Below are 13,876 nucleotides of genomic sequence, written 5' to 3'. Positions count from 1 at the left end.
GTGGCACTGGTAGCAAGATCATCCGTGTCGGGAGGGCCGTTCGGAGCGCGGCCGCGGGTGTAGGGTCCGGACTGACCGCGTACGATCACCCGTAGTGCCGACAGCGACACGAGGAGTCCCATGCCCCCCTCACGCCGTGCTCTGCCCGCGCTGCTGGCGGCGGGCGCGCTCCTGATCGTCTGCGGTGCCTCGCCCTCGCTCGCCCCGGACGACCCGCCCGCCCGACCGCTGGACACGGCCTCCCTGGTCGGCGCGGTGGACACCGTCCCGCAGGTGAACGCGGACGGCACCGGCGTCAGCGTGGACGACGGGAACTCCCGCGTGGAGGTGGGCCCCGGCGGGGTCCGCGTGGAGACCTCGGGCGCGCTGGTGGACGTCTCCCCCGGGTCCTACGTCCTGGTGTGCGCGAACGGTGTGCGGGTGGTGGTGCGCGCGGGCGAGGCGCCGCCGTGCTCGCCGAGCCCCGAGGAGCCGGGGCCGCCCGAGCAGCCGGAGCCGCCCGAGGAGCCCGGCTACCCCGAGCCCGAGCCGCCCGCTCCCCCGGAACCCGGCGAACCCGCGCCGCCCGCGCCACCCGCGCCCGAGGAGCCCGGCCCCGAAGCCCCGGAGGAGCCCGGAGCGGTGGCGCCCGAGCCGGGGAGCCCGGCCGCGGACCCCTCCCCCGCCCCGACGGAGGCCGCCCAGGAACGCGCGGCCGACCCCGCCCGACCGTCCGCGTCCCCGTCGGCCCCGGCCCCGGTGGAGCAGGCCGTCCGGGAACAGGTGCTGGCCGACCTCTCCCCGCCCTCCGCGCAGCAGGCCGCCGGTGCCTTCACCCCCATGCGCACCATGGTGGTGCTCATGGTCGTCATCGCCGTGGTCGCGGCGGGTGCGGGCCGCGCCGCCGCGCGCTCCGCGGGCTGAGCGGGCTGAGCGGGCTGAGCGGACTGGGCGGACTGGGCAAGAACAGGAACGGGCTGCCGGACGCGTGCCCCGACGACGCGTCCGACAGCCCGTGTGCCCGCTCCTCCCCCCTACTGGGGACTGGGTGAGGCGTCGAGCGAGGCGTCGATCCGGTCGAACCCGGCCAGCGTGTCCTGGACCGCGCCCGCGTCGTGCGCCAGGGCCCCGTTGTAGGGGTTGCCCAGGTAGAACAGCAGCAGGATCGTGGCGAACACGAACACCAGGTTGGCCGACGCCCAGAAGTAGGCCACGGTCGAGCCCCGCCGGATCATGGCGAAGGGCAGCACCGCCACCGCGATGGCCGACAGCGCCGCGATGCCGTTGAGGACGGACGGGATGCCGTCCCCGGCCGCGTCGGCGCGCTCGATGCGCGCGTCGCTGAGCTCCGCCAGCTCCTGGCGGGCGGTCAGGCGGTCCAGGCCGTCGCCGGTGTCGGACACCGACAGCGCCCGCACCGACGCGGCCAGGTCGGCCAGGGCCTCGTCGCCCTCCTCGCTCAACTCGCCCTCGGCGCGCATCATCGGCCAGTCCTCCTCCGCGACCGCGCTCATGTAGGCGCGCAGCTGCTGGCGCACCGTCTCCGCCTCCTCGGCGGGGAGGGTGGTGGTGCTCCAGTACAGGGCGTCGGCCGCGCCCGTCTCCTCCGTCAACCCGTCCCCGGCACCGGTGAAGTTCTCCCAGCCGATCACCACCCCCATCGCCGCCGCCGCGAGGTAGAGCGCGAGCACGCAGGGGGCGACGACCACGCTGACGGCGCCCCCCGAGGATTCGTCATCGACGCGGAACCTGCCTACGGCGAGCACCGCGCCGCCGACCATGGCGGCCAGGACGGCGAGGACGGTCAGCATTGTCATCATGGGGATTCCCAGGGAAGGAGGAGGGACCGGCAGCGAACGGGTCCATCCGTAGCACGCGCGGGACGGCCTTCTCAGCGGAAAGCAGGAACGTCCGCAAATGTCCCCCCGGCGCGGTGACCAGCGCGGACGTCCTCCCCCTCCCGGTCGACACCCCGGGCTACAGCGGCGCGCCCATCGCGTGGTACCCGCCGTCCACGTGCAGCGTCGTGCCGGTGACGGCCCGCGCGGCCGGGGACATCAGGAACAGCGCGGGACCGGCGACCGCGGAGGCGTCCTTGGTGTCCCAGCCCAGCGGCGCGGAGGCGGCCCAACCGTCCGCGATCTGGTCGAACCCGGGGATCGAGCCGCCCGCGAGGGACTTGACCGGCCCCGCGCTGATGGCGTTCACCCGGATGCCGTCACCGCCGAGGTCGCGGGCCAGGTACTTCGTGGAGTTCTCCAGCACGGCCTTGGCCGACCCCATCCAGTCGTAGACCGGCCAGGCCCGGGAGGCGTCGAAGGTCAGGGAGACGACCCCGGCGCCGTGCGGGGCGGCGGCCATGAGCTCACGGAACCCCACGGCGAGCGCCTTCAGGGAGTACCCGGACACGTGGATCGCGGTGGCCACGTCCTCCCAGGAGGTGTTGAGGAAGTTGCCGCCCAGCGCGTCGCCCGGGGCGTAGGCGATGGAGTGCAGCAGCCCGTCCACGTGCCCCCAGTGGGCGGCGACCTTGCCCGCCGTCTCGGTGACCTGGTCGGGGTCGGTGACGTCCATGGGAAGGATGTCCACGGGTTCGGCGGGGAGGCGTTTGGCCACCCGCTCCAGGATGGAGAGCTGCCTGCCGGGCGGGTTGGTCAGGATCACCTGGTGGCCCTGCTCCATCGCCTCCTCGGTGATCGCGTAGGCGATGGAGGACTGGGTGGTGATGCCGGTGATGAGGAGGTTCACCTGGGTTCCTTCTGTGCGTAGGTGCTGGCAGGAGGAACGTACCGGTGGGCGGACGGGCCGTCACCGGGGAATCGGTACAAGGTTCGGGCCCGGATTTTGAAACCCCGGGAGGCGGGCGGCGGCGATCCGTCCCGGGCGCGGTTCGGACCGGGCGGGGCGGACCGCGGCAGGAGGCACGGGCGTCGGCGGGGACCGCGCTCGTGCCGGGGGACGGGGTCACCGCCCGGCGTACCCGGCGGACCGGCCGGAACCGCGGTCGGGGCGGTCGATCTCGAACCAGACCGTGGTCCGGCCGCCCTCGTGGAGCGTGCCCCACCGGCTGGGCTGCGCGGCGCCTGGTGACCGCAGGACAAGGGAGCGCGGGCACCGTCGTGCCCGCGCCTCCTTTCCCGGAGGTCACTCCTTCTTCTTGCGGCGCAGTTGCAGCATGCGAGGGGCCGCATAGACCGCGAAGAGAATAGCCGTGAGGAGCACGCTCAGAGCGGACCACAGGTAATCGCCCTCCCACGCGCGCCATACGGCCATACCGAGGAAGGCGGATATACCGACGAGCCTGAACCCGAGGAGGGTGCGAAGCTCCTTCTTGGTCGGGTCCTTCGGAAAGCTTCCCTCCACGTGCCCTGCCCCCTTCCTTGGTTGCCGATCCGCCGCAGCAAGCCCGAACGCAGTCACCCAGTTCCGGCCGGGAGGGGTCCGGGCGGGTGAAGCCCAATGCGAACGTGCCGTGGAAGCGGTGGTTCAGGCGCACCGCGCCGCCCTGGAACTGGTAGGCGCCGGTGAACCCGAACGGGCTCAACGCCGCCGCCTCGGTCCCCTCCAGGCTCTCAGAAGTGCGCTCGCCGTAAGGGCCGAGGGGAGAAGCCCCTCGGCCCCTCACTTAAGGAAGACCGGTTATTTCAGGATGCAACGAGGGTGCAGAAAGCTGCCAAGAAAGCGATCGCTCCCAAGAGCGCAAAAACAGATTCGGTGCGCCCCCATTTGCTTTGGGATGACAGCTTCTTGTTCTTTGTTCTCTTGTGTCTCATGTTGACCACGAGGAAGAGGCACGCCGATGCAACTATCCATGAGACAAAGGATATGTACATCATGGCAGAATGTCCCTTCTTTTGGTTAACCTCTAGGCTAGGCTCGCTGCTGCACACACGCCTCCGATGAGTGTGGCGGCATTTCCGACCGCGGTCGCCACAGAACTTGCACTCACGGCTGTCGCAATACCGGCCCCAATAAGGGAACCCTGCAATGCGGCGCCTGTCCCGACCAGAGCGCCGATCGCGAGACCTGCTCCTGCCATGAAACCAACACTGCCCGCAGCAATGAGCGCCACGCCCGCGAAACTGGCAGCGGCGCATCCGTAGGTGACCGCATTCAGCCCGGTGGGGTCGGTGTTGTTGATGGGGTCGCAGGCCGCGTAGGCGTAGTTGTTCAACTCCTGCCGGGACGGGTCGGGCTGGGTGAAGCCCAGCGTGAACGTGCTGTGGAAGCGGTGGTTCAGGTGCACCGTGCCGTCCTGGAACTGGTAGGCGCCGGTGAACCCGAACGGGCTCAACGCCGCCGCCTCGGTTCCCTCCAGGCTCTCAGAGGTGCGCTCGCCGTAGGGGCTGTAGTCGTAGACCACGTCCGGGGACTGGGCCTGCGACCCCTCAGAGGTGAGGGCCAGCACGGTGTTCTGGTGGTCGAGGGTGTAGTGGAAGCGCTCATCACCGTCCCAGGCCACCATGGAGACCAGGCGGCCCTCGGGGTCGCGCACGAAGCTGGTGCGCTCGCCCTCGGAGGCGATGTTGGTGACCCCGAGCGCGGTGTTGGACAGCTGCCGTTCCACCCGATCACCCTCGTGCACGTCGGTGACGCCGCGCATCTGGGTCTGGTCGGTGGTGTCGTAGCTCAGCCACGAGGCCAGTTCGCCCTCGCCGTCGTTGGAGCGCAGTGTCTGGTTGGTCACCGAGTACTCGTAGACGTACTCACCCCGCGAGGTCATGTTCCCGGCCTCGTCGTGGCCCACCTCGGCCCCGCGAGCGCTGGTGGGCTGGTCGGCGTCGTTGTAGGCGAACTCCTCATCCCCGGCGGTGAGCAGGTTGCCGACGTCGTCGTAGGTGTAGTCGGTGGTGCCGTCGCTGGTGAGCCGGTCCAGGCCGTCGTAGGTGAAGGTCTCGGTCTCGCCGCCGATGGTGCGCGACTGGAGCTGGTCGCTGTCGGTGCCGTCGTTGTCGTAGGAGTAGACAGCCTCCACCAAGCTCTGGTCGGCGGCTCCGGTGGTGGTGATGCCGGTCAGGCGGCCGGAGTCGTCGTAGGTGCGCTCCTCCACGGCCCCGTCGGGGTGGGTGATGCTGGTGCGGCGGTTGTTCTCGTCGTTGGTGAAGGTGGTCTCGGCCCCGGTGTGGTCGGTGAGCAAGGTGAGCCGGAACGCGGCGTCGTAGCCGTAGGCCGTGGTCTTGCCGTGTTCGACCATCTCGGTGACGTTGCCCGCGGCGTCGTAGGCGTAGGTGGTCCTCTCGCTTCCGGCCGAGTCGGTGCGCACGGTTTCGAGCAGGTCACCGCGGCCGTTGTAGGCGTGCTCCACGCTGGCCTGGTCGGTGTGCGTGGCCACCTGGCGGCCGTTGCCGTCGTAGGCGATGGCCTGGAGCAGGTCGCCGCCCTGGGAGATGGACACGATCCGGTCCAGCCGGTCGTAGCCGTACTCCAGGGTCACACCGTTGCCGTCGGTCACCTCCGTGACCCGCGACAGCGCGTCGTAGCCGTATTCGGTGGTGCCCATCGGCCCCGGCTCGTCCATCGCCGTCATGTTCCCGGCGCGGTCATAGGAGTAGCTGGTCACGTTGCCGTTGGCGTCGGTGACCTGCTCCACCAACCCGTTGGAGTGGTAGCGGATGTCGGCCACCTCGATGTCCATCTCCTCCTGGACGGCCGAGGTGAGGTTGCCCGCGTCGTCGTAGGACATCTCCAGCGTGTCCCCGTCCGGGGTGGTCACACTGGTGGGCTTGGCGGGGTTGGCGGTGTCGGTGAACCCGACCGAGGTGGCCGCCCCTGTGGGCAGTTCGGTGCCGATGAGGTTGTTGAACTCGTCGTAGTCGTAGGTCACCGAGGCTTGCAGGGCGTCGGTGGTGGTGGCCACGTCCGAGTTCGCCGTCCAGGTCTGGGAGCGGGTGTTGCCCACCTGGTCGGTCGCGGAGGTCTGCCGCCCCTGGTCGTCGAACTCCAGGGTGGACTCACCGTCGCCCGGATCAGTGACCGTGGTCTGGGTGTTGGACCAGGCACCGTCGGCGTAGGAGTAGGAGGTGGTGGCTCCGTCCTCGGTGCCGTCGGGCACGGTCAGGCTGGAGACCTGGTCGTCGTCGTTGTAGGCGATCTTCCACACCGCGCCGGTGGCGTCGGTGATCGAGGTCAGCAGGCCGTCGCCGTCGTAGCCGAACTCGATGTCCTGGCCCGCGCGGTCGGTCAGCGCGACCATGCCGCCGTCGCCGTTCCAGGTGAAGGCCGTGGCGGTCTCGCCGACCGGGTCGGTGATCCGGGTCGGCTGTTCCCAGGCGTCGGGGTCCCACTCGAAGACGGTCACCCGGTCCTGGGTGTCCACGATCGAGGCCAGGTCTCCCTCGGTGTCGTAGCGCATCCGATGGGTGTGGCCGTTGCGGTCGGCCTGGGAGTACAGCCACCCGTCGGCGTTGAAGGTCCACACCTGGTCCTCGTACTCGCCGCGGTGGAAGGTCAGCGCGTAGTGGCCATTCGACAGCTCCTCCAGTTCGGCGTTGAGTCCCGCAGGCGGGGTGAAGGAGCCGTCCTCGGCGATGTCGAAGCTCTCGCAGTAGCCGGAGGGGCCCTGGAAGATGATGCTATTGCTGAAGATGCTCAGCCCCACGTCCTGGCCGTGGGAGAGGGTCCAGCCGTCGTAGGAGGGCGCGGAGTTGTAGAAGCTGGACACCGACAGGTCCAGCCCCGTTCCGGCCACGGTCAGGTCCCGGTGGCGCACGACGAGGTTGCCGCCCTGGGTGTTGACCGTCAGTTCCATGCGGTCGCTGATCTGGTGGCGTTCCAGCGGGTACCAGGACTGGATACCGCGGTTGACGCCGTCGTCGCAGGTGCCGACCCGGGTCTCGGGTTCTTCCGAACGGTTCTGGGCCTCGGGTGCGCTCTCGGCCCCGGGCGGGGACCAGGGTTCGTTGGGTGGTTCTCCGCCCACGGGTTCGGTGTTGGCCTCGCCCGGCACCCAGGTGTCGGGGACCGGGACGGTGCGGTCGGCGGGTGAGTGGGGGTCGGTGTCGGCCAGGACCGGGGGCGCGGACAACAGCCCCAGTACGAGGGTGGAGGCGGCCGTCGCGGCCGTCAGGGACCAGGGGATGTGCCTTCTCACGAGGGGGATCGCTCCCAGGGCAGGGATGTGCACGGGGAACACCCGGACATGACGCCCCTGGTCTGAGGGTCCGTCTCCGGGCGGCTCAGGCACCCGGTACGTTACGGAACGCCGCCGCGAGAGCACCATGAGCCCAGGGTGAAGAGCGTGACCCTGGGCGAGAGGGACCTTCGGGAAGTTTGACCACGGGCGCAACGGAGAGTGACCGCGTTCGCGCACGTGAACACGTACGCCCGCGGAAACGGAGCGCTGCGTGCGCCGGAGGGCGTCCGCGCGGCCCGCTGACCTCGGTGGCCGGAACCGGCCCCGACGACAACAATTGCAAATGGGGCAACGATCGCGTCCCCCGGCACCGCCGATGGTGCGCGGCGCACGGCGACCGCACGACCGGCCGCACGAGGGAGGGGCGCGGGCACCGTCGTGCCCGCGCCCCTCCCCCACGGGCCCCGTGCGCGGAAGGGGGCCCGGGGTCAGGGGGCCTTCAGGCCCCCGTCGCGGTCGTTACCGACTCTCCAGGCGGTCCAGCAGGGCGTGGTACTCGTCCCACAGCTCGCCCGGGAGGTGGTCGCCGAAGGTCTTGAAGAACTCCGGCACCAGCGCGGCCTCCTGCTTCCACACCTCGCGGTCGACGTCGAGCACGAAGTCCATGTCCTCGTCGGAGACGTCCAGCCCCTCGGTGTCGATGCCGCCGGCCACGGGCAGGCGGCCGATCGGGGTCTCGACGGCCTCGGCCTCGCCCTCCAGCCGCTCGACGATCCACTTGATGACGCGGCTGTTCTCACCGAACCCGGGCCAGACGATGCGGCCCTCGGCGTCCTTCTTGAACCAGTTGACGTAGAAGATCCGGGGCAGCTCGGCCTCGTCGGCCGCCTGGCCCAGCTTCACCCAGTGGGCGAAGTAGTCGCCCATGTTGTAGCCGCAGAACGGCAGCATGGCGAAGGGGTCGCGGCGCAGCTCGCCCACCGAGCCCTCGGCGGCGGCGGTCTTCTCCGAGGAGACGTTGGCGCCCAGGTAGACGCCGTGCTGCCAGCTGAAGGACTCGGTGACCAGCGGCACGGCGGTGGCGCGCCGACCGCCGAACAGGATGGCCGAGATCGGCACGCCAGCCGGGTCCTCCCACTCGTCGGCGATGGTCGGCGCCTGCCCGGCCGGGGTGGTGAAGCGCGAGTTCGGGTGGGCGGCGGGCTCGCCCGACTCCGGCGTCCAGGGACGGCCCTTCCAGTCGGTGAGGCCCGCGGGCGGCTCCTCGGTGAGGCCCTCCCACCACACGTCGCCGTCCTCGGTCAGGGCGACGTTGGTGAAGATGCTGTTGCCCCAGAGGGTCTCCACGGCGTTGGCGTTGGTCTTCTCGCCGGTGCCGGGCGCGACGCCGAAGAACCCGGCCTCGGGGTTGATGGCGCGCAACTGGCCCTGCGCGTCGAAGCGCATCCAGGCGATGTCGTCGCCCACCGTCTCGACCTTCCACCCCGGGATGGTCGGCTGGAGCATGGCCAGGTTGGTCTTGCCGCAGGCGCTCGGGAAGGCGGCGGCGACGTAGTGCGCCCGGCCCTTGGGCGGGGTGACCTTGAGGATGAGCATGTGCTCGGCGAGCCAGCCCTCGTCGCGGGCCATCACCGAGGCGATGCGCAGCGCGTAGCACTTCTTGCCGAGCAGGGCGTTGCCGCCGTAGCCCGAGCCGTAGGACCAGATCTCACGGGTCTCGGGGAAGTGCGAGATGTACTTGGTGGAGTTGCAGGGCCAGGCGACGTCCTGCTGGCCGGGCTCCAGCGGGGCGCCCACGGAGTGGACGGCCCTGACGAACTCGCCGCGCTCCTCGATCAGGCGCAGGGCGGCGCTGCCCATGCGGGCCATGATGCGCATGGACACCACGACGTACGGGGAGTCGGTGATCTCGACCCCGAGCTGGGAGATGTCGCCGCCCAGCGGCCCCATGCAGAAGGGCACGACGTACATGGTGCGCCCGCGCATGGCGCCCCGGAAGACCTCGCCGAAGGTGGCGCGCATCTCGTCGGGGGCGATCCAGTTGTTGGTGGGGCCCGCGTCGCTCTCGCGCTCGGAGCAGATGAAGGTGCGGTCCTCGACCCGGGCGACGTCGCTCGGGTCGGACTTGCAGTAGAAGCTGTTGGGGCGCTTGTCCGGGTTGAGGCGGACGAAGGTGCCCTGCTCGACCAGCTGGTCGGTCAGGCGGGTCCACTCCTCCTCGGAACCGTCGCACCACACGATCTCGTCCGGCTGCGTGAGCTCGGCGACCTCCCGCACCCAGGAGACGAGCTCCTCGTGTTTGGTCGGCGCTTCCACGTCGGTATCCACGGCAGTCACAGCGGCTCCTTCTCAAGGTCGAGATCTCTCGCATCATGAACGACGATCCCCCGCAGTGACCAATTGGTTTAGGCCAATGGTCTACAGAACTCATGCCGGAGAAACGGATTTCCCTGTGCAGCAAGGGTTCCGCGTGGTCTACCACCGGGTACGCAAGTGCACGAACGGCAGCTGTTCCGGTGCTGTTGGGGGCCGGTTCCCCTGCCGGAGGGGGGAACCGGGCACCGCGATCGACACACCGTGCTGTTCGTCACACACCGTGTCCGGGGCCCGGACACGGGCACTAGACCTGTGCCGCCAACCCCCGGGATCGGGGGCGTGTCGACGCAGGTGGGAGCGTCAGAGACGGCTCCGGACCGGATCAGCGCAGGATGGCGACGGGCCCCCTGGCGCCGTGCAGGACGGAGTGGCTCACCGATCCGAGCAGCAGCCCGCGAAAGCCCCCGCGTCCGCGCGAGCCGACCACGATGAGGTCGGCGGGGGTGGCCTCCTCCAGCAGGGCGATCACGGGGTGGGCGCGCACAACGCGGGTGCGCACCGGCACACCGGCGTGGCGCGCGCGGGGCCCGGCCAGCTCCTCCTCCAGCGCCTGCCGGGCGGCCTCGGCGGCGGTCGCGTCGTCGAACAGCTCGGGCGGAATGGGCCCGGTCGCGGCGGCGAAGGCCACCAGCGGCTGCCAGGCGCTCACCGCGACCAGTTCGGTGTCGGCGAAGTCGGCCTGCGCGAAGGCGAAGTCCACCGCGCGCCTGCTGGGCTCGGACCCGTCGATGCCCACGATCACCCGGCCCCGCACACCGTGCGCGGAGGCGTGCTCCCGGGGCAGCACGATCACCGGGACGGGCGCGCGGGCGGCCAGCTCGATGCCCACGGAGCCGACGAACGCGGCCACGATCCCGCTCAGCCCGCGCGAGCCGACCACCACGGCGACGGCGCCCTCCGCGGAGGCCTCGGCGAGCAGGGCCTCCACCGGTCGGGCGTAGGACAGTCGCTTCTCCACCCGCAGCTCGGGGAAGAGCCGCGCCACCCAGTCCCCGGCGTACTCCAGGAGGGACTCGGCCCCCTGGGCGTCGACCTCGTCGGGGAGCACGTCCGGGGCGACGTCGGGGTCGGTGTGCGCGTGCCCCGCGAACACGCCGACGGAGGCCAGCGGCCCCGCGGCCGCCACGATCCGGACCCCGAGTCCGCGCAGCATCGCCTGGTGCGCCGACCACTCCAGCGCGTGGCGGCTGGATTCCGTGCCGTCGACCCCCACGATCACCCATCGCGTCGTGGATGCGCCGTCCATGCGTGCGCCCTTCTCGTCGGCCGTCCCTGCCCCGCGTATTCCGCCGGTGTCCCCCGATGATGCCGTGTGAACACGCACCCGTGGATAACGGTGCCGACGCGAGTTGGGTGAGACAGGGCACCACGGGTAGGGGATGGCGGCACAGCGGTGGTTCGAGCACGTGCCTTCCCGGGGATGTCTCCGCGGGAGGCGTGGGAACGTTCGTGGAAACAGGGGGCACGATGTCGCACTCCACGCAGTTGCACTGGGACTACAGGGACGGGAAGGTCGCGGCCGTGGTCGCCGCGCTCGTGTACAGCCTGTGGGCCGTGGAGGTCATGCTGCCCGGCGGCAGCACGGTCCAGGGGGCCCTGGCCGACCAGGACGCCGACTTCGCCAGGTTCCTGGAGAGCGCACACCGCATCGGGGCGATCCTGGTGGTGATCGCCGCCGGGATCGGGCTCGGGCTGGGCGCGAGGGAGAGGACGGGCCACCTGCTGGCGGTGTCGTGGTGGTGCATGGTCGTGTTCGGCGCGGCGTCGCTGGCCGCCACGTTCTTCCCCGGGCCGTGCGTGGTGTCCACGGACGTCGCGTGCGCGACGGAGTCGCTGGCGGAGGGGCTGGAGGGGGCGACGGCGACCCAGGCCGTCGTCGCGGCGGTCGCGCTCCTGGCCGCGCTGGCGGGTGCGACCGTGCTGGCGGTGGACCGGCGCCGGATGGGCGACGGCAAGTGGCCGCTGGTGGCCGTCGTGGCCGCGCTCCAGCTGGTCACCGCGGTCGCCGTCCTGGTCGCGGCGGTACGGCTCCACGCGGGCGGGGGCGACGGCGATCCGGGGGTCGTGTTCAGCACCCTGCAACGGGTCCACCTGGTGGCGGTGGCCCTGTGGCTGCTCACCGCGGGCCTGCTGCCCAGCCTGTGGAAGCGGTCCTGGACGCCCCGGCGCACCCGCGCCGAGCACTGAGGGACCAGAGCGGGAGCGGCTCCCGGCGCGCTCCCGCCCGTCGTCACGCCCCGGTGTCGCGCAGGGCCTCCGGCAGGGGGCGCGCGTGCACCACGTGCAGGGTGCTCACCGCGCGGGTGAGCACCACGTAGAGCCGGTTGACGCCGCGCTCCTCGGCCTCGACGACGGCCGCGGGCTCGGCGACCACCACGGCGTCGAACTCCAGGCCCTTGGCCAGGCTCGCCGGGACCGCGACCAGGCGTCCCGCGTCCGGTCCGGAGCCCGCCTCCCCCAGCAGCGGCGCGGCCAGCCCCTCGGCTTCGACGGCCTCGCGCAGGGCGGGCAGGTCGGCGTCGGCGGCGATGAGGCCGACCGATCCCTCCCCCTTGAGCGCGGTGCGGCAGGCGTCGGCGACCGACGCGGCCAGGTCCCCCTCGGCGGGGGTGATCCGCAGCGCCCCGGGCGCGCGGCGCACGGCCACGGGGGCGCCCAGCCCGGGCGCGATCGCGGGCAGCAGGCGGGCGGCGAAGTCGATGATCTGGGCGGGGACGCGGTAGCCGCGGTCCAGGACGCTCAGGTGGCCGGTGGGCTTGCCCAGGTGCTCCAGGAGCGTGGACCAGTTGACGGCCGCCGAGGGGCTGGTGCCCTGGGCGATGTCGCCGAGCACGGTGAGCGAGCCGGACACGCAGCGGCGGCCGATCGCCCGGCACTGCATGGGGCTCAGGTCCTGGGCCTCGTCCACCACGATGTGGCCGAGCCCGGTGGGGCGCTCGATGAGCGCGGCGGCCTCGTCCACCAGGGCCAGGTCCTCCTCCGACCACAGGGCCGTCTTGGGGCCGCGGGGCCTTCCCGGCAGCAGGACGGCGGCCTGCTCCTCCGCGGTGAGCAGGCCCTCGGCGGCGCGGGCCAGGCGTTCGGGGTCGGTGAGCAGGCCGAGCACCAGCTTGAGCGGGTCGGCCTTGGGCCACATGGCGGTGACGGCCGACCTCACGGCCGGATCGCGGCGCACCTGCGCGTGGGTGCGGTCGTCGCAGACCTCGCCCCGGGCCTCCATGAGGGAGAGCACGGCGTGGGCGATGCGGTGGGAGAGGAGTTCGCGCCCGGAGCCGTAGGCGACGCCGCGTTCGGCCAGCTCGTCGAGGAGGGGCCGCAGGTCCTCGGGGTACAGGCGCCAGCGGCGCGACCCTCGGCGGACCATGACCGCCTCCTCGGGCGTGCGCAGGTGCGACCACAGGTCGCGGCGGACCACCTCGGCCATGCGGGCCTGGCCCTTGATCCGGGCTGCGCGGGGCTCCTCGGTCCGGCGCACCCACCCGGCGGCGGGACGGGACCGCTCGGGCAGCCCGGCGGTGAGCATCTCGGTGACGGTGGTCTGCTGGACGTCCACCTCGCCGAGGGCGGGCAGGACGTCGCGGATGTAGGAGAGGAAGGAGCGGTTGGGGCCGACGATCGCCACGCCGGAGCGGGAGAGGCGTTCGCGCTCGGTGTAGAGGAGGAAGGCGATGCGGTGCAGGCCCACGGCGGTCTTGCCGGTGCCGGGCGCGCCCTGCACGCACAGGGTGGTGCCGAGCGGGGCCCGGACCAGGCCGTCCTGCTCGGGCTGGATGGTGGCGACGATGTCGCGCATGGGCCCGGTGCGGGGGCGTTCGATCTCCGCGTCCAGCAGGGCGCTGCCGCGCTGGCCGCTCCCGGTCGGGGCGGTGGTGAGCGGCTCGTCCTCGAAGGCGGTGAGCACCACCTCGGGGTCAGCGTCGCGGCCGCGGTCGATCGTGGTGAAGCCGTAGCGGCGGCGCAGGCGCACGTCCATCCGGTCGCCGGGCGAGGCCCGGTAGTAGGCGACGCAGATGGGGGCGCGCCAGTCCAGGACCATCGGACGCCCCTCGGCGTCGTGGACGTGGCGGCGGCCGATGTGGATCCGGTCGGGCTCGGCGTCGGGGGCCGGAGCCGCGGGTCCGGCACCGTCGGACACGACGTCGTCCAGGAAGACGGTGCCCGGTTCGAAGTCGAGGCGGCCGAAGAACAACGGGGCCCCGGGAACGTCGGCCAGGGCCGCGAGGCGGCGCTCGCGGCCGCGGCGCAGGGCCGCGTTGGTGACCTTGTCGTTGACGACGTCGCCCAGGACGAGCGCGCTGTTCTCGGTCTCCTCCCGCATCCGGTCCAGGGCGGCGCGGGCGGCGGCGAGGCGGTCGCGTTCGGCCCGGAGTTCGGGGCTCACGGGCACGGCGGAGGGATCGGTCGTGGACATGCGGCGACCTCGGAGGGATCTGCGGGACAGGAACGCGG

Annotated in this window: 9 protein-coding genes; 2 read left to right on the top strand and 7 right to left on the bottom strand. The window is 71.8% G+C overall.

The genetic code is table 11. The features are described from left to right. Nucleotides 1–120: 120 nt before the first annotated feature. Entirely contained in the window at nt 121–903 is a 783-nt protein-coding gene (locus HGB44_RS02115; RefSeq protein WP_061079403.1) for a hypothetical protein, read from the top strand. A gap of 110 nt (nt 904–1,013) precedes the next feature. Here the strand turns inward: HGB44_RS02115 and HGB44_RS02110 are convergent, their stop codons facing one another. From HGB44_RS02110 to HGB44_RS02080, 6 genes are all read right to left on the bottom strand, one after another. After that, nucleotides 1,014–1,799, bottom strand: coding sequence for a bestrophin-like domain (locus HGB44_RS02110; protein WP_061079404.1), 786 nt, complete (start codon nt 1,797–1,799; stop codon nt 1,014–1,016). A gap of 157 nt (nt 1,800–1,956) precedes the next feature. Continuing rightward, nucleotides 1,957–2,727, bottom strand: coding sequence for an enoyl-ACP reductase FabI (fabI, locus tag HGB44_RS02105; RefSeq protein WP_061079405.1), 771 nt, complete (start codon nt 2,725–2,727; stop codon nt 1,957–1,959). A 396-nt stretch (nt 2,728–3,123) separates the two neighbouring features. Beyond that, the gene (locus HGB44_RS02095; RefSeq protein WP_061079406.1) at nt 3,124–3,342 is read right to left on the bottom strand and encodes a hypothetical protein; all 219 of its coding nucleotides are present in this window, start codon (nt 3,340–3,342) and stop codon (nt 3,124–3,126) included. 502 nt (nt 3,343–3,844) lie between these two features. After that, nucleotides 3,845–7,069 (bottom strand): RHS repeat-associated core domain-containing protein, encoded by a 3,225-nt coding sequence (locus tag HGB44_RS02090; protein WP_061079478.1) that lies wholly within the window; start codon nt 7,067–7,069, stop codon nt 3,845–3,847. A 501-nt stretch (nt 7,070–7,570) separates the two neighbouring features. After that, nucleotides 7,571–9,379 carry a phosphoenolpyruvate carboxykinase (GTP) gene (locus HGB44_RS02085; RefSeq protein WP_061079407.1) on the bottom strand — a complete coding sequence of 603 codons (1,809 nt, stop codon included), beginning with the start codon at nt 9,377–9,379 and terminating at the stop codon, nt 7,571–7,573. A gap of 370 nt (nt 9,380–9,749) precedes the next feature. Next, nucleotides 9,750–10,673, bottom strand: coding sequence for a universal stress protein (locus HGB44_RS02080; RefSeq protein ID WP_061079408.1), 924 nt, complete (start codon nt 10,671–10,673; stop codon nt 9,750–9,752). A 221-nt stretch (nt 10,674–10,894) separates the two neighbouring features. Here HGB44_RS02080 and HGB44_RS02075 point away from each other — a divergent pair, with 221 nt between their 5' ends. Then, nucleotides 10,895–11,614, top strand: a complete 720-nt coding sequence (locus tag HGB44_RS02075; RefSeq protein WP_061079409.1) for a hypothetical protein — start codon at nt 10,895–10,897, stop codon at nt 11,612–11,614. A gap of 43 nt (nt 11,615–11,657) precedes the next feature. Here the strand turns inward: HGB44_RS02075 and HGB44_RS02070 are convergent, their stop codons facing one another. Then, nucleotides 11,658–13,838, bottom strand: coding sequence for a HelD family protein (locus HGB44_RS02070; protein WP_061079410.1), 2,181 nt, complete (start codon nt 13,836–13,838; stop codon nt 11,658–11,660). Between the last annotated feature and the right edge of the window lie 38 nt (nt 13,839–13,876).

Source organism: Nocardiopsis alborubida, from assembly GCF_012396365.1.
GTDB classification, from domain to species: domain Bacteria; phylum Actinomycetota; class Actinomycetes; order Streptosporangiales; family Streptosporangiaceae; genus Nocardiopsis; species Nocardiopsis alborubida.
The sequence above is the reverse complement of the archived record's forward strand: the minus strand, read 5'-3'. Positions and strand labels throughout refer to the sequence as shown.

Bases quoted from the DNA above. Each gene is read 5' to 3' on its own strand.
- HGB44_RS02115 (WP_061079403.1), top strand. From the start codon at position 121: ATGCCCCCCTCACGCCGTGCTCTGCCCGCGCTGCTGGCGGCGGGCGCG.
- HGB44_RS02110 (WP_061079404.1), bottom strand. From the start codon at position 1,799: ATGATGACAATGCTGACCGTCCTCGCCGTCCTGGCCGCCATGGTCGGC.
- HGB44_RS02080 (WP_061079408.1), bottom strand. From the start codon at position 10,673: ATGGACGGCGCATCCACGACGCGATGGGTGATCGTGGGGGTCGACGGC.
- HGB44_RS02075 (WP_061079409.1), top strand. From the start codon at position 10,895: ATGTCGCACTCCACGCAGTTGCACTGGGACTACAGGGACGGGAAGGTC.
- HGB44_RS02070 (WP_061079410.1), bottom strand. From the start codon at position 13,838: ATGTCCACGACCGATCCCTCCGCCGTGCCCGTGAGCCCCGAACTCCGG.